The sequence below is a fragment of the Paraglaciecola polaris LMG 21857 genome (assembly GCF_000315055.1).
GTDB lineage: Bacteria > Pseudomonadota > Gammaproteobacteria > Enterobacterales > Alteromonadaceae > Paraglaciecola > Paraglaciecola polaris.
On the sequence record NZ_BAER01000047.1, the window covers coordinates 1 to 23,786 of the forward strand.

The window sequence follows — 23,786 nt, forward strand, 5'->3', positions numbered from 1 at the left end:
TGGGGTCATGTGGGAAGCGCCAGAGGCTATAAATTAGCTATTGACGCCATAGTCTCTTGTTAGTTGTTTCGTTAATTGCAAAACACTTCAAGCATAGGTGTCGACTTTTGTCAATCCTGACTTAACTTGATAATCCATTGGTAGTGAATGATTAAACGACAATAACTCTTTAAAAATTTCTTGGTCTGATGAGCCTTTTGATTTCATTTCATTGAACAACTCGATTCGTTGTCCCGTCACTTTTGATGCGATTTTATCAAACTCTTCGGACATACCCGCCCAATTCTTGTACGCTACAGGATCAGAAAGTGGGGGGGGGCGTCATTTAAATTCATCAATAACTTATCAGGTATAAATGCAACGACTTCAGCCATTTTTTTAGCGAATAAAGGATCTGCTTCGACATCTGGAATGAATGTATCCAAGCCATGTCGTACATTTCCTGTACTTTTCGTTTCCTGTACAGTTGCAGGTACAATAGAATTTTTAACCTCGGAAGTTTTGTACTGTAATAATGAATTAGCTACGCTTAAAGTATTTGCGATCGGTGTCATAGGCCACCTCCATAGTCAATGTTCAATATCTAGCAGGAAGTGCGCCAAATTAGAAATAACTCTACTACCGTGCGGTAAAGAGAAGTCGATATATTGAATTGCCGTCGTGCGGTCTATCTTTGCCGTTTGTTGCCATTCAATGAACTAAATACTGCCTATCATTGTTAATTGGTCAATAAGGAAGATTAGATCTGTCAGCACTTCCATTACCAAACTAAAGAATTGAACCACACGCAAAATAACCGTTGAGCACACAAATACAAAAGCAATTTTACGAAATTTATCCGGACAACTAACGCTTATTATCGAGCATGTCCTATATGTCACTACACGGTTTAATTTGATTTTTTGTCACTTCAATACGCTTAATCATTGATTTAATTTGGTACTCCTATTTTAACCCAAGGTATATCACTACAGATTTTGTTAGATCTGTAAGTTTAATGGGGTCACCTTGATGTTAACGGGACCTTTATGTTTCCTATTAAAAACCATGAGAAAAATATTTTTAATATAAAAATCAGTTAGTTAGCATTTCTCATGGAAACAAAGCGCGACTATATTTCATTATTTAACGGGAAGAGAAGCAGCACTTTCTTGTTATCACCCATGAAAGCGCTATACATGCGCGGTTCTATTTTGACGGGATATAATATCAATAACGTAACTGCGTATCAGTTAGCGATATTCAAGTTTGCGTTATTGCTTGGTATGCCAATGAACGTCAGTAATTTTATGTGTTTTTTGATTTAAAGCAGCAGATAGCGCAGATCATGGCATGATCTGCGCGTTTTATTAATGCCGGAAGTTTGTCATTAGTGCTGGTATGCCTGGCAGCATGCCAACCATTGCCATGACTAGGGTGAGCAATACGAACATGATCAGTGGAATGATCCAGCGGCTCATATGCGTTAACTCGGCACTTCTTTGTTTACAACCAATAAGACCTAGGTTATCCAGTAACATGGTAAGGGACCAACCAAACGCGGGATTAACCAAGGTTGATGCAAATACCACTATCGCCGCTGATTGGGTGGTTTTCCCTTCTCGAGTCATTTCCATGCCCGCTTCAAGCAGCGGAATAAACACGCCCACGATTAACGCCACACACAATACAGGCTGCCAAATCGCCAGATCCATTGGGTAGCCCCAGACACCAGCGATAACACAAAATAACGCGGTTAATATGGCCCCAGCAGGAATAGGCCGCTTTGCGATGGCCGCTGGCACAATATAGGTGCCCCAAGACGAGGTGAAATTCGAGCCACCTAAAATAGAGCCGAAAGTTTGCCTGACCGATGCGCTGAGCATAGTGTCGTCGATATTCATTTGCACTTTTTCAGTTCGCTGTGGGTAGCTTATTTTTTGAAAGACCTGATGCCCCAAAAAGTCCGGCGACCACATGGCCACCGCGAGTACGGCAAACGGTAATACAACCACAAAGCTCTCAATGGTCGGCATACCCAGCATCCATCCGGTATTTTCGCCCCACCAATACATGGGGTTCATGTTAGGTAAGCCAGGTGCGGTTTTAAACTCAAACGGTGCCCCTAGAGAAAACGCTGTCGCCCCGCCTAATAGGCAACTAAGCGGCACGGCCAGCCAACGCTTTTTGAAGTGCTCTAACAAGGCATACAATAAAATAGTGGCCAAAATGACAATAAAAGCAATGTGCGTCATTTGAATGTCTTCAGCCCAGGTAAACAGTTTCTTCACTTGAGAAATCGTGCCAATAAAGCCTAAGTATAGTAACAGCCCGCCACATACCCCTTTACTGGTGAGCCGTGCCAGTAAACTGCCTCCTTTACTGAGGGCTAGAATTAAGCCGAACGCCCCAATCAGTAATCCAAACGCCATAGGGTGCCCCCCCGCCGCGACAACAATCGGAATTAACGGGATAAGCGGACCGTGTGTACCAGCTAAATTGGCGGTGGGTAAGATAAAACCGGAGAACAATAGAATGAAAACAGAAACAATAAGTAACTCGTAGCGCACATTTTCTAGCACAAAGGCGTCACTCAAACCTAATGTACCAGCAAACGTGGCCGCAATAGCACTGACCATAACAACTTTGCCGATAGTGCCTGCTAACGCAGGGATCGTGTCTTCAAATTCGAAGCGATAATCTCTAAAAGGTAAATTAGGTCGCCAACGCTTGGGCTGCATAATTTGCAGCTCATGCTCGAGGTACTCGTCTCTGGTGTCGAACTCGGAACTGGGTTTATGCAAATTTTCATAACTATCGGAACCGGCCTGAGTGCCCTCTGCTATTTCAGGGGGATTGTAGTGCTGCGACTTGGTATTCATAATTTTTCCTAACACATAGTGACTTGCTCTAACTAACAGTAAACGCATTGTTTAAAGCAAATGAATGTCGATGCGGCAGGGTAAGCCAGCCATTGACAAATGACGATTAAGCAAAAGGTCTTATACGGTGATATTGAGGGCTGTAAATAGATAAGTGATACGCCTAACAAGGTAATAACGGGTCTTTCACCTCATGCTATAAAAGTATTAAAATTCATTTAATATCATTAGCTTACAATTTAACTTTGAAAATTAATCTATCGTCAGAAACGCGATATACACCGCTTGCTTAAAGAAAAGTCACTGCCTATAAGACATTGGTCTCATAGCCAGTTGATTGACGAAAAAAAGCACTGTCCAGCTTCGACGCTATGCATTTATTCACGCCATAGCATCCAAAAAGCACACGCCGCACACAGGTAATTAGTTAGATAAATGAAGCTATCGCCACCAAGATGAAGGATTAATGAATCAGTAAGATGGAACGTTCAAGCAAATTATATAGACAGCCATAACAAATTATATAGACAGCCATAATAAAATTTAAGTTTCGAATCCCCGTTTGGACACAGCCCCCACAATAAGATTTTTTGTTTGCACAACTTCAAATTCAAAATTAGATCTAAGAATAAAAATATGAGCGGAATGACGTATTCTCTAAAATTCTAGGCAAGCTAACTTTCCGCAATTGTCTGCGGAAAGTTAGTATTTACTTAGGTTTAAATGCTTGAAATGTTCAGCCTTGCTTGAGCAATACTTTTGCTTGACCCATCCCTCGTAATCTCTGATGGTGTGTATGGCGTTTAAACGAATTCATCATTTGCTCAGCACCCGCGGCATAACAAAAATGCTTTTCGAATTCAGTCGTTAAGGTTAACCACTGGGTAGTATTTAGGCCCAGCCTGACCAGAATGGGGCATTGAGCGTCATCGATATAACCCGTTATATCATCTCTAATGCAACGACCGGTGATATCTACTAGCTCGCAATAATCGTTCAATGAAAAGGCAATGCCTTTCGGCATATTTTGTTGTGCGTTGCCTACAAAAGGCATTAACGTTCTCGGCTGAGGTCGTTTACTTTTCGCCGCTTGCAGGCGGTTTTTAATGCTGGTGTATTTTGACGTTTCTGGTGTTTTTTCCAATTTCGCACGAATAGGATTCAAGTCAACATAAGCCATGCACGCGAGCACGGCACTTTCATCCAATAAAGCTTGTGATTTAAACCGCCCTTCCCAAAAACGACCAGTGCAGTCATCTTCCTTATTAGCCTCTCTGGCTATGTATTCATTCAAATTACGCATGAACCAACTGATGTCATATAAACGCTTTCGATATAACTCAACTGTTTCATCAAAGGTTATAAGCTCGCCTTGGCTAAGCCTATCCCCCATGACATATTTTTGCGTAAGTAGCGTTCCTTTGTGTAATTTATGGTAGCGCGTTAACACCTCATCAATATTCCAATCATCTGTTAACGATTTATCTACGTGCAATACGATGTGCGTGTGATTGCTCATCACCGCATAGGCGCAAATGTCGATGGAAAATATCGTCGACAGAAAAAGTAAGCGGCTTTCTACCCAGCCTCTACGATGCTCGTAACTTTGACCGGAATATTTATCAATACCGCATAAAAATGAGCGGCGTACACAGCGAGAAACACAATGGTAATAAGGCGTGTCTATTAGACTGATTTGGCTTTTTCGAGGCTGAGGCATCAAGCACCTACCCAACAAAAAATGGAACACCTAACAAGTTTAGTTTAGGTTTAAAAATTATCCATTTTTATCATGGGTGTCACTATATTTATTTTTATATCTAATGGAGAGGGTTTAGGTCAGTAGGAATCGACACGATTAAGCGTTGCGGGTTTTTAACCCTGAAATTTTAGGGATTGGCTGGCGGCGAGATTGTGGTTTTGTAGGTGCAATACCGTTTGCTGGCCTACAAGGAGTTTAGTTGCAATACCCGACTAAATGACAGCCCTTGTTAAAACACAAACAGGGCGGTCATTTAGCGCGGCATATTAGATTATTTTTGTTTCCTCAGCCGGTTTTACGGTATCAGCTATTTCGTCTGTAGTTTTCTCCGTCTCAGCTGTTTTATCTGCTTTTTCTTTGGTTGCAACTGGGCTTGCTTGTTTGCCAGAAGGATCGGTGTAGGTGTTGTTCAGCTCTTGTACGTAACGATCGGCATTGCTCAGCGCTAAGCGCAGTGCTTTTTTGGAACGCCAGCCCCAACCGACAGGACTGGTGCGAAAGACACTATTCCAAAAACCTGTATTGCGTTTAAAGGCGTGGATCATGCCTTCTCGTCGTTCAGCACCTAGGTCGCTGGCAGTTACGGGAATGGTTTTGCTAATTTTGGCCGACGCACTTTTTTTGATTTGTGCGTAAATCCAAATCAATACCATAACAATGGGTACGCCCACTATCATCCCAGTCTGCCATGAACTGATGGCCCAATTCCACCAGGGGGTGCTATGTAAATGACCATACACGCCTGCCGCTGCAAGCCCGCCAATAAGAGGTAATAAAAACACCGCACTTCGCCACGCTACCCCCCTGCGCCATTTTTTCTTTAACGCTATTAAGCCAGGCACTAATTCGTCGGCGATTTGATGGGCTGTGCGTTCTAAATTGGCGATAATGCGGTAGAAACGCTCCACTTTAACCTGACTGACCCGGGCGTAAATGTCGGCCATATCGGCGTTGCTTTTGGCTTCTAAACGCTCACGTACTTTGTCATCTTCTATCGGGCGCGCCTGGTCAGGGTTGAATATAGTGTAAAACTTCCCCGCAGTGAGTCCCTTTTCCGCAATCGCACGTTGCCAAGCACCTACGACTTCTTCTAGGTTGTCTTCGCTGGCGGTTGTATCAATTTGATTGAGAATGTATAAAAATTTATTCGCGTCACTGCGACTGACCGTTTCCCCGACCAAGTGCTGCAAGGTATCGCGCATCGCGCCAGGCTCAGGGCGACGGGCATCAAACAAGACCAATACCAAGTCCGACATGTTCATAATGTGATCGGTAATACGCAGGGTCGCAGTACGTTGTGCATCAGCATCAAAGCCAGGGGAATCGATGAGTATTTGGCCTTTCAATTGCTCGCTAGGGCAAGTTTTTAATTGTAGGTAGCTATCAATACGCGCACCTTCACTAAGTGATACTTTGTCTAATTCTTCGCGCATTTTATAAAATGGAAAACGCGGGTCCGCGTCCAGTGCGATGCCAGGTAAACTGCGTGACTCTTTATCTTTTGAATAACACATAACGGTGAATTTATCGTCTACCGCCTGTGTACCACTTTCTTGTAATTTGGCTCCAATATAACGATTGATAAAACTCGACTTACCCGCTGAAAAGGTGCCAAGAATAGATATCATCGGCCACCAAGGCACATGAAAAGCGAAAGACTGATCGGTTTTTAGCAAACCTAAGCGATAGGCAACTCGGTCAAGGCTGCGAAAGCTCTTCACAACATCAACGAGTAATTGATTTTCATTTTTTAAGTGCGACTCAAGCTCGCTCAGACGCTGTTTGACTTGTCGGTTCGGTCCTGGCATAGAAAGCTCTCTTATGTGTGGAGTAAGACGATAAAGGGTAGTCATGTTATGACCAAAGCTGCTTAACGTGCCCTAGTAAATATAATGCTAAATTCGCGTTACCTAGCGCTAAAAACAAGCAGCGAGAGTATAAAAAGAGTAAACAATATACCTCATATATTCAATAGACATGGATTTTATAGGATGTGCAAGAAATACCGCGAAAGGTGCTAAAAAAGGTAACATCAGGGTCGATGAACAGGCTCGTTCAGTCGCGTTTTGTTCTGCATTCGCTCGCTAGCACTGTGTGAGAGTCGCTCAACGCAAGCGGCCATAAGGTGTTCACGTTTCTCAGTATCCTTTTTGTGGTCTTTGAACTCACACTAATGGAATCAGTGTGAGTTACTTTGCTCTTTTTCAGGATTATGGGTTGCCATTTTAATCACCTGATTTTCTAGCTTTTCCATAATGCGCATCAAGTTACGGTACTCAGTTGTATCTAGCACACTTAGTAACTCTTCTTCCCATGCAAGCGCCTTAGGCGAAATTTGGCTGTATAACTCCCACCCTTGTTCGGTCAACGATAAATAAGCCGCACGATTATCATTGTGATCCTGTTCTCTTAGCAGTAACGATCGATCTGCAAGCTGCTTTACTGCTCGCGACACCTTAGATTTATCCATTAGCGTTAGCTCAGCAATATCTTTTGCAGTGAGTCTTTCGTACTCCCCCAAACATGCCAATAACCGCCAATCAGGAATAGCGAGACTGAATTGGTTACGGTAGGTCTGTGAAAATGCATGGCTAATGCGCGTGGCTAAATTAACCATTCGGTAAGGCACAAAAAGTTTAAGCAAGATCATATTAGAAGGCCGTTAAAAAGTAATGATTGCCTCACGCTAGTAAGGCTCGATAGTGTGTGAACTGCATGCTTATAAGGGCTAACAGCTTACACATCACAGTAGAGCAACGCCACAATAAATACTCTTAAATGAGAGCATTTAAACAAATCTTTACAATCTAGCCAAAATATTAGCCCATTTATATTACAAATATTGCCTCGACAACTTGCATTACCACTAAACAAGCCATTAAATTAGTCTCAAATGAGAATAACGTAATATAATTAATTCTTACTTATTAACCCGGTAATCATCTTTAAGCGAGCGTGATACATGAGTAACGATGCAGCCATTAATGGCCTGTTTGGTTTTAATAACGAACACCAGACAGAAGCCTTGCCAGGCGCCTTGCCAATCGGCCAGTTTAACCCACAGCGTTGCCCTTATGGATTGTACGCAGAACAATTTAGTACCAGTGCCTTTACCCGTCCACGACACGAAAATCGCCGCACATGGACCTATCGTATTCGCCCGTCTATCGCCATGGGTGATTTTAGTAAAATAGACAAAGGCCAAGTACGTTCCGGCCCAATCACCGAAGTAGATTGCCCGCCCAACGTCATGCGCTGGGACGCCCTGCCGTTACCCACTGAAGCCACTGACTTTATTGATGGCCTCATCACCATTGCGGCCAATGGTGATGTGCGAGGTCAATCAGGTATGGGGATCCACATTTATCTGGCAAATAAAGGCATGGACAATCGTTCATTCTATTCTGCTGACGGCGAACTGCTCTTTATTCCGCAACTGGGGGCATTCAATGCCATTACCGAAATGGGAGAACTCAGCATAAAACCCGGCGAAATTCTGGTTATTCCCCGGGGGATCAAGTTCAAAATAGAGCCATTAGACGGGCCTATTCGCGGCTATATTTGTGAAAACTACGGTAGTCCACTGGAGCTTGCTGAGCGCGGCCCTGCAGGTGCCAATGGCTTTGCTAATCAACGTGACTTTCAGTACCCCCATGCTAACTTCGAAGAAACCGAAGGAGAGCATCAGATCATTGCCAAATTTTGTGGTGAATTTTATCAGGCGAAGCAAAACCATAGTCCGTTTGATGTGGTGGCTTGGGTGGGCAATAGTGCGCCGTACAAATATGATTTATCTCGATTCAATGTACTCAACACAGTCAGTTTCGACCACCCAGATCCGTCAATATTTACCGTGCTGACCTCCCCTAGCGCCGAGGCGGGTGTAGCAAATGTCGACTTTGTTATCTTTCCACCGCGCTGGATGGTAGCAGAAAACACTTTTCGTCCGCCTTGGTATCACAAAAACTTTATGAGCGAATTTATGGGCTTGATTGAAGGCACTTACGACGCCAAAGAAAAAGGTTTTGCGCCAGGAGGTATGAGCCTGCACAACTGTATGACACCCCACGGCCCAGAAGCGGACGTGTTTGATAAGGCAACTAATGCTGAACTCACGCCCCAACGTTATGAAAACACCATGGCCTTCATGCTGGAATCTCGATACGTCATTGCCCCCACAAAATTTGCCCTTAACGCTCCTCAGCGTCAAAAAAATTATCTGGCCTGTTGGGGCGATCTCAAAAAGCATTTTAACGGTCAGCCATAGTCGCCGGCCCGCTATATAAGGTATTAATATAATGACATTAATAAACGAAACACATGATCCAGCTCGCAAAAGCTGGGTAAGCTCGGCTAACGGCGATATGCAGTTCCCAATTCAAAATTTACCGTTCGCTATTTTTCGAGAAGCAGGGTCTCAGTCCTCGTGGCGTGGTGGCGTGGCCATTGGCGAGCAAATACTCGACATGGCCAAAGTTGCCAAGCTGACACTGTTCAGCGGCGATGCGCAAACCGCCGCACAGGCTGCCGCCGAAGCAAGTTTAAATACCCTAATGGGACTGGGCGAAAAGGCAAATTCAGCCCTGCGCTTGGCGTTATCTCAGGCTTTAACCCAAGGCTCTGAGCACCAAGCGGCGCTTGAAGGCTGTTTACTGCCACAAAACTCAGCTGAATATGGCATGCCCTGTCACGTAACGGATTACACTGATTTTTATAGCTCAATTCACCACGCCACAGCTGTGGGTAGTTTATTTCGCCCTGACAACCCTTTATTACCAAACTACAAATGGGTGCCGATTGGCTATCACGGGCGCTCGTCAAGCATAGGTGTTTCAGGTCAAGCCTTCCCCCGACCAGTGGGTCAAACCAAAAAACCGGATGCAAGCGTCCCAGACTTCGGCCCTTGCCAACGGTTAGACTATGAACTGGAAATGGGCGTATTTATTGGTCAGGGCACTCAACTCGGCCAACGTATTGACATCAGCAAGGCTGAGCAGCATATTTTTGGCATGTGTATCTTAAATGACTGGTCAGCGAGAGATATTCAAGCATGGGAATACCAACCATTAGGGCCTTTTTTAGCCAAAAACTTCGCCTCAACCATTTCTCCTTGGGTAATCACCACCCAAGCTCTAGCCCCGTTTAGACATAAGTTTACACGACCAGAAACCGATCCCCAGCCGCTGGCATATTTAAGCAGCGAGCAAAACAGTCAATCTGGAAATCTTGATATCGAACTCAGTTGCTTCATTCAAACCGAATCCATGCGTCAAGCGAAACACACGCCTCAACGACTGTCTGAATCTAACTTCAAACACGCTTACTGGACACCCGCTCAATTAGTTACCCACCATAGCGTTAACGGCTGCCCCATGACCCCAGGCGATCTTTTAGGTTCGGGCACCCAATCGGGTCCAGAGGCAGAAGAGGCTGGTTCATTACTTGAACTGACCCAAGGCGGCAAAAAATCGCTAACCCTGGATAACGGCGAAACCCGTACCTTTTTACAAGACGGTGATGCCATCATCATGCGCGCCCAGTGCCGTCTTGATGGCGCAGCCACCATTGGTTTTGGAGAGGTAGTGGGCACGATACTGCCTGCCCTAGTATGAAATTATTCAGTTATTTTCGCTCGTCAGCGGCGTACAGGGTAAGAATTGCGCTTAATCTCAAGCAAGTTGAGCACGAGTTGGTGTTTATTAACTTATTGAAAAGTGAGCAATTAACCTATGACTACCAGGTTTTGCAACCCCAAGGCCTAGTGCCCTGTTTGCAACTCGCCAGTGGTGATGTGATCACCCAGTCTGGGGCTATTTTAGCCTACATTGACGCTCAATATCCCCAGTATCCGTTGATGCCGGCCAATCTGTTATCCGCAGTCAAAGTGCGCAGCATAGTTGACATGGTTGCCTGTGATATTCATCCGTTAAACAACTTGCGGGTATTAAAATATTTGAGCAAAGAGTTAGCGGTTGAGGATAAGCAAAAGCAAGAATGGTATCGCCACTGGATACAAGGGGGGTTTGCAGCCATCGAACAGCAACTTGAAAACCAGCGAGCTAGCACGCCAAATACTGGAGTTTATGCTATGGGTGAAAACGTCACTATGGTTGATGTGTATCTGGTGCCTCAGATATACAACGCCCTAAGGTTTGAGGTCGATATGCAAGGCTATCCCAATATGATGCGTGCTTATGATGCCTGTAATAAACTCGATGCATTTATACAGGCTGCGCCGCAAAATCAGCCTGATAGTACAATTTAGCCTTGGGTAGTTCAAAAGGTTAAACCGTTTAACAGAAACAATAACTGCACACGAAGCACCGCTGATGATCATTAGCGGCGCTTTGCTGTGGCCTATACCAGTAAATTTAACGAGTTTGTGGCAACCTAAGAAGCACATCATTGGATACAGACTGCGCGCTATCGGTCATCCCAATGCAATAACCTTAACACTCTTCACATTCAGCCACACGCGGACTCATTCCAGGGTGGCTTTTTTCACCTTCCATATGCCGGTTGCCTTATGTTTTCCTTGTGCTCATGAATACCGATGACGCTCAGAAGATGTGGGGACGCAAGCAGATAATTCCCGGAACGTCCCAGATTCTAATCCGCCCCTGCGGCCGGTACCAATCAACTGAGTCTTCGAGATACAACCCACGCATTTACTCTGCCTGCCTGCCCAGCAACCTTGATGGCAGCGTCCCTGCCTCAAGAATGAGTCTTATGCGCGTTGTGGATTGCAGTAATCACTCAAGTAACAACTACGCTGGAGTGTTATTCCACACAACGATAAATATTCAATAGTTACTATCTGTTCTGATTTTAGGGATCGGAATACTCTCTCTATGGATGTATCTTCCAGTACGTCCCTACTCAGCGCAGGCGATAACGCTACGCTCTTTGTGACGATGAAGCACGAAGTTGTGGGTAACATTTCGTTCCTTATGTTTAGTGCTTTGAGTCATGTTTATGGTAGCTTGCCACGCAACGGTAGCATCAGTGTTAAATATCAATTTTAAGCGCGAACGTACTAAGATATAAAGACTTCTAAAATAGAAATAAACGAAGCAGGTATACAATGAAAACTCATATTCTTTATCGTGGTCCGCAAGAACGCGGGGATTGCTGGCAAGAGTTGTTTAATGATGCCTTACCCGATGTCGTTTGGCACCACTGGCCAAAAGTAGAACGCAAAGACGCCATTGAGCTTATGGTCACTTGGAAACTACCACGGGACTACCAGCAAGATTACCCTAACCTAAAAGTCATTTTTTCAGTGGGGGCCGGTGTCGACCAGCTCGATTTAGCCACGGTGCCTGAGCATATTAAAGTCGTTCGTATGCTCGACCCTGGTATCGCTAAAGGGATGAGTGAATTCATTGCCATGCATGTGCTAAATATTCACCGTGAGACTTTTAGCTATATCAATTCAAATCCATCTGCCAGTTGGAAACAACTTTCCACTATGGCTAATCACAAACGTCGTGTGGGTATTTTAGGATTAGGCAATTTAGGGCAAGATGCAGCAAAAACACTGTTAAATTTGGGTTTTAGCGTCAACGGTTGGAGCCGTTCTGTTAAAGATATAAAAGGCGTATCGTGTTTTAGTGGCAACGCTGAACTGAGCACTTTTTTAGCGCAAAGTGATATTTTGGTGAGCTTACTGCCCTTGACGGAGCAAACCCGTGGTTTACTCAACGATAAGACGCTCTTAAGCCTGCCTAAGGGGGCAAGCTTGATCAATGTAGGCCGTGGCGAGCAATTAATCCCCGAAGATTTACTTGCCCTTCTCGATAGTCAACATATCAACTACGCTGTGCTTGACGTGTTTGAAATTGAGCCTCTGGCTGAGAATCATCCCTTTTGGCAACACCCTAAGGTAGTGGTTACCCCACATATCGCGGCCATCACCCAAAATGACAGTGCAGGCAGCGTATTAATTGAAAATGTACAACGTTACCTTAACAACCAGCCCATGGTGGGCATCGTCGACCGCTCACTCGGATATTGATAAGCAGTATTAAACGTTAAATATGATTTCGCCTAAGGCTGCCGTAAAGCATTCGGTATATGCATCGTAGGCAGATGTATCGCTCTTACTAGAATACATATCTCTGCAATCGATATTTTACCTGGTCGAGTATCGTTGTTAATGTCGAGCGACGGTGTCCGTTAGCGATTTTATTACTGCCTGAACATCATTGTATCTCGAACGTTTGATACTCATACGAGCTATTGTCATTTACGTTTAGGGTTATTTACTTAGGTTATCTCACCGGTTGAAATATGATGAAACACAACCAGTTAAATTATTCGTCATTAAATGGAATACTTGAACGAAGTTCTATTATTATTGGGTCTGGTTTATATCTGCCCCACAAAAACTAACAATAGTGAGCAAAAATGGAAAACAAATTGAAAAAAATCGCGATTTGGTCAGCCGTCGTTATCTTACTTCTCAGTTTACTCTGGCTACCTGCACTGTGGTTATTCATCGTGCTTATCCCGCTTGTTGCTTTAGGTTATTACGACTATCACCAAACCAGTCACAGCATTTTACGTAATTATCCGGTTTTTGGCCACGGCCGCTGGCTCATGGAACGCTTACGACCGTTTGTCCGCCAGTACTTTTTCGAATCTGAAACCGACGGCACTCCTATTAGCCGTATGTTTCGCTCGCTGATTTATCAGCGTGCCAAAGGCAGTTTAGATTCCAATCCTTATGGTACTAAGCTTGATACCCAACGGGTAGGATATGAATGGATTGGCCATTCAATGGCAGCGAAACACCATGATAGCAAACATCCAGCACCCCGCATCAAGGTAGGCGGTCCCGACTGCACTCAGCCCTATGAAGCGAGTTTCTTTAATATTTCCGCCATGAGTTTTGGTGCCCTAAGTGACAACGCCATACGGGCGTTAAATAAAGGTGCAGCCATTGGTGGCTTCTATCACAATACTGGCGAGGGCAGCGTCAGCGATTACCACTTAGAAAACGGCGGTGATATTGTATGGCAAATTGGTACCGGCTATTTTGGTTGTCGTGACAAAGAGGGCAATTTTGACCCGGATGCTTTTCAAAAAATTGCGCAAAAGGATGTGATTAAAATGATTGAGATAAAACTCAGTCAAGGTGCTAAACCCGGTCACGGGGGATTACTGCCCGCCGATAAAAATACCGATGAAATCGCCCGTATTCGTTTAGTTGAACCGGGTACCCAAGTGGACTCGCCACCTTCCCATAGTGCGTTCGATACACCGCTGGGAATGATGCAATTTATTAAGCAATTGCGTGCGCTATCAGGCGGAAAACCTGTGGGTTTCAAACTGTGCATTGGTCGAACCAGTGAGTTCGTTGCCGTGTGTAAAGCCATGATTGAGAGCGGTATAAAACCTGATTTTATTACCGTCGATGGTGGTGAAGGCGGCACGGGAGCTGCGCCTCTAGAGTTTTCAAACTCGGTAGGCATGCCGCTGCGTGAAGCACTTTCGTTTGTTAGTGATGTGCTCATTGGTTTCGATCTTAAAAAAGACATCAAAGTGATTGCCAGTGGAAAAACATTCAGTGGTTTTCATTTAGTTAAAAATTTAGCCTTAGGCGCGGATATGTGTAACAGCGCTCGGGGTATGATGGTCGCCCTTGGTTGTGTGCAGTCACTGGAGTGTAATACCAATAAATGCCCCACAGGTATCACCACTCAAGATCCCAAATTGACCCGAGGCTTAGTCGTGCCTGATAAGGCCGAACGCGTGGCCCGTTATCACAATACAACGGTCAATTCGGCCTTAGAGATTATTGCATCAGCAGGTTTGCGTAATACTTCGGATTTGAACCGTACTCATATTTTTCGCAGAGTTAGCCAAACGGAAGTTCGTCGCTTTGATGAAATTTACCAAAGTCCCGTACTCGGTAGCTTTTTTAATGAAGAAGTACCGCCTAAATTTGCTCAAGCGTTGAAGGAGTCCTGTGCAGAAAGTTTCTTCCCTAAACAATATGTAGCAGAAACCACCGAAGGTTTGAAAGAAGTGAGTTGACCGGGCTTTTTACACCTACCCACAAGGTGAAGTATCACATGCGTGTGAAACTTCACCTTTATCACCTTGTGACTTACAGCGCTTTTTTGGTTGGCATTACCACGTTGGCAAAAATTAAACCGGCAATGAGGGACATAAAGATCAAAAAGGTCTCTTGGCCGATATGTTCAGCTTGCACGAAATCTTGACCTGATACGAAGGAGTTCAAACCTATATAGGTTTTCGAGCCGGGCACCAGTACAATTAAGCCTTGCATACTGACCAGTGACGCGGGTGCGTGAGCAATACGCGTAAACAGATTAGCGTAAATACCTAACGCAAATGCTCCCACGAAGGTACTTAAACCTTGCTCTAAATAGGCCGAGCTCCACACTGTTGCGCCGTAAGCAATAAAACCGGATAACAAAGCCCATGGAATATGCTTTACCCGGGTTCTGAATATCACGACCAGGGCCAAACAGAGCATGAATATCGCGAACCAGCGCGTCCATTCTGGTAATGAATAGGCAACCTGTGATTCATTCGGACCAAATAAGCCAAAGCCGATACTGATCCCTAAAAACGCACCAAAATACAATTTGAATAATTGCATGACGGCATCCATTATTCTGGCGGTACCTGAGACCAAATTACGGGAGGATAATTCAGCTAAGCCCATGGTTAACGCCAACCCTGGCACTAAAATAATTACCGATGAAAGCACCACCAGCGGAATATTAATCCCATGATCAACGTAAAAGCTAATCGCACACGCCACTAACCCTGCGATAAGTGATGCTGCTGGCTCTAACATCAGGGTGACACGTTTTGAAATTTGTGACCACAAGACTAAAAAGTATACGATCAGCCCGATTAGCCCAGTCCATAGTATTTCTTGCCAGCTCGCTCCCATTAACATGGCAAAGGCACCGGTGGCACCACAAAAACCAAGGCCTGTTAATATTTTGCCATAAGGACTGGGCATTTTATTGATCACGTCCAATTGATGATCCGCTTCTTCAAGGCCCACCTCGCCTGAAAGTAAACGTGTTGCCAACTCGTCTGTACGCGACAAGGCGTTCATATCGTAATCACCTGGCTGAACGCGCACTGAGTGATTGTATTCATCTTCCCGTCTGTCACTCCAAATGACGAACGTTAATGCGGTGGGCGTGGCGATAAAAGACGCACGTACCCCTAAGTAGGTTGCCAATTCAGTCAGGTAGGCTTCTAAGCGAAACGCAGGAGTACCGTATTTGTGTAACATAATGCCCAATTTAACGATAAATTTTCGAATCTGAATAAATTCTGCTGTATTCACTTCACACGCCTTTTTTCACAATTATTTGTCTAGCATTATCAGCCTACGCTGAAATTTCGCGGATTTTAGTGGCAATTGAACCGTTACACAACGCACATTTTTTACCCAGATAGGATTAAAAAAACTAATCCTTAGTATGCGAGATGAGCAGTAAAAACGAAAAAAGTCGTCCCCCTCCCCCATAACGATAACAATAACGACCCGTGCTCAAGGATTGAATTTTTATAAAAAAGCATCAGTTCTATATAACGCAAAATTTTTAATCACCTTAGGAGAAAATAACATGGCTAAAGAGAAAGTCGTATTAATTACCGGTGCATCCAGCGGCATAGGAGAAATGACTGCCAAAATCTTGGTGCAAAATGGCCACAAAGTGATTTTGACGGCCCGCAGACAAGAGCAATTAAACGAACTTGTCGCTAATTTAGGCGAAGAAAACGCGTTCGCCGTGGCCGCGGATGCCACCGACATCCACGCCCTTGAAAAAGTGGTGCAGGCGGGTTTGCAGAGATTTGGCCGACTCGACGTGGCCTTTGCAAATGCTGGCATGGGAGTATCCACTTCAGGTACCGAGCAAGGTGACCCGGACGAATGGAATGCTATGGTCAATATTAATATCAATGCTCTCCTCTACACGGCCAAACTGACTCTGCCTTATTTACGTGAGTCCGTCGGTCAATTCATTATCACCAGTTCGGCTGCGGGGCGTCGCCCGATCAAAGGGTCAGTGTATGGCGCCACTAAATGGTTTGCCTACGGATTTGGCCAGAATTTAGCGGAAGAAATGGCCGAATGGGGCGGCCGCTGCACCACCATTTCTCCTGGCATGGTTAACACCGCATTTTTTGATGAGGCCAAACCTGACAAGCTAGCAGCGGTTGATGTCGCTGATGCTGTGCTATTTACCATCGAAGCCGACAAACGCAACAATGTACGGGAAATATTCTTGATGCCTACTAACTGATTAAACATTCATTCATCGAGGGCGATTAATCACTAAAAGCGGCACAGCCTTAATGGGGTTATTCAGCAAAGAAAGACCTGAATAATCGCCGTCGAGCAAAAATGATGGCTGTGAATAACATTCAGCGATTAACGTTTTTTTGCAATATGTCCTGTGTCTCGTAAATTGAATCAGCAAACCATCCTGTAAGTCTTCTGAAAATATCAATTTTCAGTTATTGTCAGTCCTTTGTATTTGTATTCTTTACGACCTAATAGGAAATTAATAATGTTGATTAGTTGCCGTCGTCAGTCCCAAAACAGCAACATATTCGTACACGGCAAGTCCATATTGATAGGAAAAATATTAGGCCTTACCTTTGCCTCATTGTTGCTGACGGCCTGTAATGAGCCAGCCAAAAATCAGGTAGTTGCCCACCTCAATGACAAACATGCCGACGAATTGCACCTTGATGAAAAAGTCTTGTTGGCAAAAAGTTTGTACAAAACCCAAGGACTTACCGTTGCAGATAAGCTAGTGCCTTGCACCTTATCCGGGGGTGCGGAGTCAATGTGCATCAGCATTAAAGTCAATGCCGAACATGACGTAGTACATAAGATGGGACCTTGGTGCCCACGTAATGTTGCTGATAGCGCCGATCTAGCCGGTATCTGGTTAGATAACGATGTGGTATATGATGCAGACGGAATGTTCGTCAAAGACCTAGCTACCTTTTACCTGGATGATGATTGGCAATTATATGATCCAAAAACAGGTGACATTAAGGTAACTGACAGTAAAGAAGCCTGCATGGCAGCGGCCCGTCCTGATGTTGATCCTAAATACCAAAATTACTGTGTTGAATGCTTGCCTAGCTACGTGGACAAAACGCTGGAAACCACATACCTGATCCCCGCCCAACCCATTGTCACAAAACATGCGTCTCGTTTAAATCCCCACTCGGGCGTGGGCCTTGCCTTTAATGGCGTTCGCCTTGATGCACCGGCGCCTGTTGAAGCCATCTTAGGTGCGCACACCTTAGCGGTGTTTGATGATTGCGGCGGCCATGTGAACTTGCATGCGGGGTACCATTACCATGCTGTCACCGAATGCAGTGCGAAAATCGCCGTGGCTACCGACCATGCAGCAATGCTAGGTTTTGCCATGGACGGTTATATGTTGTTTAGCCATTTCAATAATGATGGCTCTCTTTCACCTGACCTAGATACCTGTGGCGGCCATGACCTTGCTGATCTGGGTTATCATTACCATGTTAACCAACCTGGTAAAAACCAGATCCTGTCTTGTTTTACCGCGCAACAAGGTTGCACAGTAGATGATGACAGGGCCCGTTGCGATGCCAAGGGTATGGGTCCTCCTCCACCAAGAGCTGGTTAAGCGTCAACTCGAATACATTGTTTATCACCTACCTGGCTCACTCTTTGAGCAGGGTAGTGTTTTTCAGCCATTAAAAATACGCCAACGTCGTTTAATCATCAATGACAGTGCCACACCTGACAGCAAGCAACATTATTACCTAAATGCTAGCCGCTTCTGTTTGTTTAACACTCAGTCAAAAAATCAGCTAACAATCAGTGCTAAGCCTGTCTATATTATTGAAACGGCTTTGTATTAAAGTTCTACGCTGAGACAAAGCATAGATCAAACGTGCAAAGGCTTAACGGCTGTTTTACGTGAATTTAGGTTTAACTAGGTGAGAGGAAAAATGAACTTTCGACTTATAATATCACTCGTTTTGGGATATGGCGTTATTATCAACCCAGCCCATGCGCAAACAACCAATTGGCCGGAAGAACCGGGTAAAGCGCTCATTCATCAATACTGCACCGGGTGCCACCAACTTAACCAAATCACGCAAAGTGCTGGCTACAGCCAAGTGGGCTGGCAAGAATTGATCAGTAGCATGATTGACCTAAGCAAAAGTCCCCATCGCGATACGATTACCGCATACCTTGCTAAGCACTTTCCACAAAATAGTGCCCGTCGTGCCACGTTAAAAACGGGAGACATATCCATTGATTTTAAAGAATGGTTTGTGCCCACCCTTGGCCAGCGTGCTCGCGATCCCATGCAAACACCTGATGGCGCCATCTGGTGGGCGGGTCAATGGGGTAATCTCATTGGAAAAATAGCGCCTAAAACCGGAGAAATGACAGAATATCTCCTGCCTGCTGGTGCTATGCCGCATTCGGTCACTCACGATAAAAAAGGAAACATTTGGTACACGGGCAACAAAAATGGTTCAGTGGGTATGCTTACCCCCAGTACTGGCGAGATAACCGTTTACAACATGCCGGATCCCAAGGCCAAAGATCCTCACACCGCGATATTTGATAATAACGGGACCATGTGGTTTACGTTACAACACAGTAATATGGTGGGCAGGCTTAACCCAGCGACTGGCGATATTCAGCTTGTCACCATGCCCAGCCCACACTCCCGTCCATATGGGATAAAGCTAGATGCTAACGATACGCCCTGGGTAGCATGCAATGGTAGCAACTGTTTGGTAAAAATCGATCCCCACACGATGCAACTGCATGAATATAAGCTCCCACATGCAAACACGAGAGTGCGACGTCTCGATTTCGCGAGCGATGGCATGCTGTGGTACGTCAATTCCAGCCGCGGACGCTTAGGTCGGTTTGATCCGACCTCTGGTGATAGCAAAGAATGGCCCTCTCCCAGTGGGCCTAAATCCCATCCCTATGCAATAGCAGTGCTAGACAACGTAGTTTGGTATAACGAGTCAGGTGTAAGACCCGATGCACTGGTTCGATTTGACCCAAAAAGCGAAATATTCCAAAGCTGGGCAATCCCTTCAGGCGATGTCTATGCAGGTATTGTGCGTCACATGCGCACCACCCGAGAAGGTAACCTATTGATCCACCAAAGTAGCAGCAACCGGATCATTCTAGTAACCCCCCAATAACCGAAAAAAGTTGACGTTATATCCATCAACATATACTAAGAAATAACTAAGCCGATAGTCTGGCTTAGTTAATATTAGCCCTGCCTTTACCTACCTTTAAATAGGCGAATGCATCCCGTTAATTGATTTCCCCACTTAATTTCGAAGCTTTCGAACATGAAGGCATTTTCCATTCACTGGAAATATCCCGCTGTTTGTCATCGCCGCTGCTAGCCAAAAACGCGGATTTTATGCCTTTATTTGTCTAGAAATGCCAAGCAACTGTCAAGAAAGGTAAAGATTCTGTAAAGGCCAGTTACTCCTGCGAACTTATCGATTAAATAGTCAGTCGGAACCGCAAATCATCAATCAATGATGAAGTTCCACTTACATTATCAACCTAAGAAAAGTTAAACCTGGAGATACAATGAAGTTAAGCAAAACGACGTCGTCGATAATACGCTCCCCTGCCTTATATATAGGCTTGGCGGTATTATCGCTTACCGGCTGTGGCTCAAGTGACGATGACAGCACCGGTTACATTCGCTTTTATAACGCCTCGTACAATGCCCCTGCGGTATATTTAACCGTTGACGAAGATCTTGATGAAGACGATGACGATGAAGTTGAAATTACCTACAGTTCCGTGCAATTTGGTAGCGTAACCTCTAATAATGCCTTAGACAATGACACTTATTGGGTGGAACTTGGCTGGCAAGATGAAGAGAGTAATGATCGCAGTGATCTGGAAGTGATATATCAAGAACAGCATAAAATTAAGAAAGATTATATTACCTTCGTAGCCCTGACCGATGATATTCGTGATCCTACCGTGCTGACTTTTGATATCCCAGTCGTTGATGATGACGATGATGACCTGTTTAACCTACGTTTTTTAAATCTAAACACCAATTACGCATCGGTAGATGTTTATATGTCTGAAGACAATGAAACATTTAACGAAGCTGAATTTGTGTCTACGGTTGAACTTAACAGCCTGACCGACAATATAAAGGTCGAGCAAGATCAATATATTTTCTATATCACTGAGCCTGGTGGCAGTGAGCCTATTTTTACCTCTGAAGATATTTCTTACTCAGTTGTAAGCCAATATGTCGTTGCTCTGCGTGACAACGTTGGTGTGGGCAGTTCACCGTTCACCATTGACAGCATAGGAACCAACAGCGTCACTGAATTAAACGACGTTGATTCTGAAGCCTCTTTTGGCTTTTACAATGGTATCGCAACGAATCGCTACATACCTGACTACTCGGGCGTGGTTGATCTTAACGTTGATTTAATCGACGACAGTAAACTAAAAGTTGAAGATTTAGCCTACGGCGAATTCAGTAATACCACTACCACCTCTAACGGAGATTATTCGTTTGATATTTATAATGCCGACAACGATACGCTGTTCATCCACGATGCGTTATTAAGCTTGGAAGAAAACGCCGATAACATGGTGTTTATCTACGCAAAAACCGATGCAATTGATGACGACGAAGACGATATTATCGATGAAAACGAAGACGGTATCGTTGATGATTATGAATCTATCATTAAATCAATCACGATCACCAAGAGCACCAGTTCGAGCATTTATAGCCATGGCATAAAGGTTGTTAACTTAAGTGATTCTGACGATTTTAGTCGCGTTAAATTCTACTTCGTAGAAAGCGATGAGGTTATCTCTACTGCAGACAATACCCTTTCTGTTTTACAAGAAAGTAACAGCTCAATTAGCCTGATCAATAACACTTACTCTGTATACGCTATCGCCACGATTGAAGACACCGACATTATTATGGACAGTTTTCAACTTACCTTAGATGAAGACAGCGTAGAACAGTTCTTAATATTTGAAGCTGATGATAGCTCATCTACTGGTTTCAGAATGACATTAGTGAATCAGAACCAAGACAACTAATCGAGTTTAATAACGTTGCGCCAGCCTGTCCCTTTGCCAGCCAGGCTTGAGCGCGACTTTATTCTTTCTCAAGTTTTACGCCCTAATGACATGTTAGGGGCCTCAAGTTACCCACCCTTTTGACGTTTCGTCGTATGTGACTGCTTGTTTTCACAGGGTATGTGCGCGAACAAATTATAGGGTTGAGTTTGACGTTTGAATTGACGCTTTAGCCGAAAATGATGCTCAACACTCAGTAAGAAAATAAGCAAGTAACGAAAGAGATCCATGAAACACAGTTTTAAGCAGGACTCCAAATGAAAAAAACACGATTAGCAGCACTAGTATCCAGCGCGTTTCTGTCTATTCCTTCTGCCTTTAGTGCTCAGTACCAAGTGGTTGAGATCCCAGCTGCGGAGCTAGGAACGGACTCTTATCCCAGCGCCATTAACGATATAGGCGAAATTACCCTCAACTTAGTTTCCCAATATAATCCGGTTATTGATGTCACCTTGCTTGATTTTGACTCAGCCACCTTAATCGCTACCTTGACCAATATAGAGAATGCAAAATCCGGTGACTTCAATACCACCGATTATGCGCTTTTATACGCCTATATCAGCGCCAATGACGAAAGTCAGTTTTTTCAACAAATTGCCAGCTTAAACAGCTATATAGCAACAGAAGACACCAGCACCTTGCTGCGCGGTTTTGATACCATAGACCCCAATACTGATGAATACCGCAACAGCGCCACCACAACGGTGCGCGGCATAAATGAATCTGGTTATACCGTCGGCATAAGTTACGATGGTTTCTACACACTGACCTATGTGAACGACAACATAGAAGACGTTAGCTATGTTTTAAACGACTTCTATGCCCGCGCCTTTGCACAAATTGATGGTGACGTGATAGCGCTTCCTCCGCCTGAAGATACCGTAGGCGGTTATAGTGAAGCCTATGACATTAATGAGCTCAATCAAGTTGTGGGTATTGCCACCACTGAATTGGTGTCAACCACCTTAGAAGACAGTGTTGCAGACTGTGCAGACGAAGATGAGCGCGGCGACATACCTGAAAAGTCCTGTTTGCGCAGTTTGAGTATCAGTACATATGCGAGTTTGAGTACCGTGTTTCAAAGACGTGGGGTTATCTGGCAACTTGATGATGGCAGCGTTTCAGACACAAATGAACTGCCAATGCTTATCGAGCCAGATGATGATGACACCACTGTCTATAACAGCACTGCGATTGCAATAAATGACTTTGGTATTGCTGTGGGTACCTCCCCTGCTTATTACAATAATACTGACACATTAACGTCCGCCGCAGTGATATACGACAACGATAAAGCGTATACGATCAGTGAAGACAACGATGAAGAGTATGATGTATTCGCCAGCTACGCGACGGATATTAACAACAACGATTTAGTGGTGGGTTACGCCACAAAGAGCGTATTAGGGATAAGCGCAAGTAAGTTTTTCGTTTATGACTATGACTCTGGCCTTATCGATTACCCAGATGATTTTTTTGATAGTGCATCAACTATTCCAACCGCCATTAATGATGACAATATGGTCGTAGGTTATACTGAATACGAAGAAACAAGCTCAGGCGTACGCCGAGTTGAAGGTTTTTTATACGATTACCGCAACGACATATTCTCAAGTTTAAATGACTTAATCGAGTGCAATAGTCCCTACACTATCTCTCAAGCAAACGGTATTAATGAAAACAATGAGATCATCGCGACTGCCAGTGTATCAACCGTAGATAGAGACATAACCGGCGAAATCGAACTTGATGAGTTCGATGCCCAGTCGTACTCGACTCATGTGGTTGCGGTTAAACTTGTGCCCATCTCAGGTGGTTCCATAGATAACTGTGACGTATATGAAGAAGAATATGAACGCCAAGGCGCGAGCGCATATTGGTTGTTGTTGTTAGGCTTATTCGGTTTAGGTCGATTTGCTTTTACGGATCTAAGGAAAAGCGCTTAAACCCACCACGGCTTACCAAGGACCTTGATTGA

Annotated in this window: 18 protein-coding genes; 11 read left to right on the plus strand and 7 right to left on the minus strand. The window is 44.5% G+C overall.

The features are described 5' to 3' along the window. Positions 1 to 87: 87 nt before the first annotated feature. The 6 genes from GPLA_RS10315 to GPLA_RS10340 all read right to left on the minus strand — a co-directional run bounded on the left by GPLA_RS10315 (position 88) and on the right by GPLA_RS10340 (position 7,273). Positions 88 to 273, minus strand: coding sequence for a hypothetical protein (locus GPLA_RS10315; protein ID WP_007104848.1), 186 nt, complete (start codon positions 271 to 273; stop codon positions 88 to 90). A 20-nt stretch (positions 274 to 293) separates the two neighbouring features. Then, the gene (locus GPLA_RS10320; protein ID WP_040514392.1) at positions 294 to 554 is read right to left on the minus strand and encodes a hypothetical protein; all 261 of its coding nucleotides are present in this window, start codon (positions 552 to 554) and stop codon (positions 294 to 296) included. A gap of 795 nt (positions 555 to 1,349) precedes the next feature. Then, positions 1,350 to 2,861: a DUF3360 family protein gene (locus tag GPLA_RS10325; protein WP_007104851.1), complete on the minus strand. Its 1,512-nt coding sequence runs from the start codon at positions 2,859 to 2,861 to the stop codon at positions 1,350 to 1,352. Positions 2,862 to 3,597: 736 nt separating this feature from the next. After that, complete coding sequence (locus tag GPLA_RS10330; protein WP_007104852.1) at positions 3,598 to 4,581, minus strand: hypothetical protein; 984 nt, start codon at positions 4,579 to 4,581, stop codon at positions 3,598 to 3,600. A 308-nt stretch (positions 4,582 to 4,889) separates the two neighbouring features. After that, positions 4,890 to 6,431 (minus strand): dynamin family protein, encoded by a 1,542-nt coding sequence (locus tag GPLA_RS10335; RefSeq protein ID WP_007104853.1) that lies wholly within the window; start codon positions 6,429 to 6,431, stop codon positions 4,890 to 4,892. Between the two features lie 371 nt (positions 6,432 to 6,802). Next, positions 6,803 to 7,273: a MarR family winged helix-turn-helix transcriptional regulator gene (locus GPLA_RS10340; RefSeq protein WP_007104854.1), complete on the minus strand. Its 471-nt coding sequence runs from the start codon at positions 7,271 to 7,273 to the stop codon at positions 6,803 to 6,805. Positions 7,274 to 7,585: 312 nt separating this feature from the next. Here GPLA_RS10340 and hmgA point away from each other — a divergent pair, with 312 nt between their 5' ends. The 6 genes from hmgA to GPLA_RS10365 all read left to right on the plus strand — a co-directional run bounded on the left by hmgA (position 7,586) and on the right by GPLA_RS10365 (position 14,664). Beyond that, positions 7,586 to 8,890 (plus strand): homogentisate 1,2-dioxygenase, encoded by a 1,305-nt coding sequence (gene hmgA / locus GPLA_RS10345; RefSeq protein ID WP_007104855.1) that lies wholly within the window; start codon positions 7,586 to 7,588, stop codon positions 8,888 to 8,890. Positions 8,891 to 8,921: 31 nt separating this feature from the next. Beyond that, on the plus strand, positions 8,922 to 10,235 hold the full coding sequence (fahA, locus tag GPLA_RS10350) for a fumarylacetoacetase (protein WP_007104856.1): 1,314 nt from the start codon (positions 8,922 to 8,924) through the stop codon (positions 10,233 to 10,235). Then, the gene (gene maiA, locus GPLA_RS10355) at positions 10,232 to 10,888 is read left to right on the plus strand and encodes a maleylacetoacetate isomerase (RefSeq protein ID WP_007104857.1); all 657 of its coding nucleotides are present in this window, start codon (positions 10,232 to 10,234) and stop codon (positions 10,886 to 10,888) included. The genes fahA and maiA overlap by 4 nt, the downstream gene beginning before the upstream one ends. Positions 10,889 to 11,474: 586 nt before the next feature. Continuing rightward, a complete protein-coding gene (locus GPLA_RS23470; protein ID WP_007104858.1) occupies positions 11,475 to 11,648 on the plus strand; it encodes a hypothetical protein in 174 nt (57 codons plus the stop codon). Positions 11,649 to 11,707: 59 nt separating this feature from the next. Continuing rightward, on the plus strand, positions 11,708 to 12,640 hold the full coding sequence (locus GPLA_RS10360) for a 2-hydroxyacid dehydrogenase (RefSeq protein WP_007104859.1): 933 nt from the start codon (positions 11,708 to 11,710) through the stop codon (positions 12,638 to 12,640). Positions 12,641 to 13,032: 392 nt separating this feature from the next. Beyond that, positions 13,033 to 14,664 carry an FMN-binding glutamate synthase family protein gene (locus tag GPLA_RS10365; protein WP_007104860.1) on the plus strand — a complete coding sequence of 544 codons (1,632 nt, stop codon included), beginning with the start codon at positions 13,033 to 13,035 and terminating at the stop codon, positions 14,662 to 14,664. Positions 14,665 to 14,737: 73 nt separating this feature from the next. Here GPLA_RS10365 and GPLA_RS10370 read toward each other — a convergent pair whose 3' ends face one another. After that, positions 14,738 to 15,964: a threonine/serine exporter family protein gene (locus tag GPLA_RS10370; RefSeq protein WP_007104861.1), complete on the minus strand. Its 1,227-nt coding sequence runs from the start codon at positions 15,962 to 15,964 to the stop codon at positions 14,738 to 14,740. 283 nt (positions 15,965 to 16,247) lie between these two features. On the opposite strand from GPLA_RS10370, the gene GPLA_RS10375 reads away from it, so the two are divergent. From GPLA_RS10375 to GPLA_RS10395, 5 genes are all read left to right on the plus strand, one after another. Then, positions 16,248 to 16,928, plus strand: coding sequence for an SDR family oxidoreductase (locus GPLA_RS10375; protein ID WP_007104862.1), 681 nt, complete (start codon positions 16,248 to 16,250; stop codon positions 16,926 to 16,928). Between the two features lie 267 nt (positions 16,929 to 17,195). After that, positions 17,196 to 18,305, plus strand: a complete 1,110-nt coding sequence (locus GPLA_RS10380; protein ID WP_007104863.1) for a YHYH protein — start codon at positions 17,196 to 17,198, stop codon at positions 18,303 to 18,305. A 328-nt stretch (positions 18,306 to 18,633) separates the two neighbouring features. Beyond that, positions 18,634 to 19,860, plus strand: a complete 1,227-nt coding sequence (locus tag GPLA_RS10385) for a Vgb family protein (RefSeq protein ID WP_007104865.1) — start codon at positions 18,634 to 18,636, stop codon at positions 19,858 to 19,860. 406 nt (positions 19,861 to 20,266) lie between these two features. After that, positions 20,267 to 21,769, plus strand: a complete 1,503-nt coding sequence (locus tag GPLA_RS10390) for a hypothetical protein (RefSeq protein ID WP_007104867.1) — start codon at positions 20,267 to 20,269, stop codon at positions 21,767 to 21,769. Between the two features lie 296 nt (positions 21,770 to 22,065). After that, positions 22,066 to 23,754, plus strand: coding sequence for a DUF3466 family protein (locus GPLA_RS10395; RefSeq protein WP_007104868.1), 1,689 nt, complete (start codon positions 22,066 to 22,068; stop codon positions 23,752 to 23,754). Positions 23,755 to 23,786 lie beyond the last annotated feature (32 nt).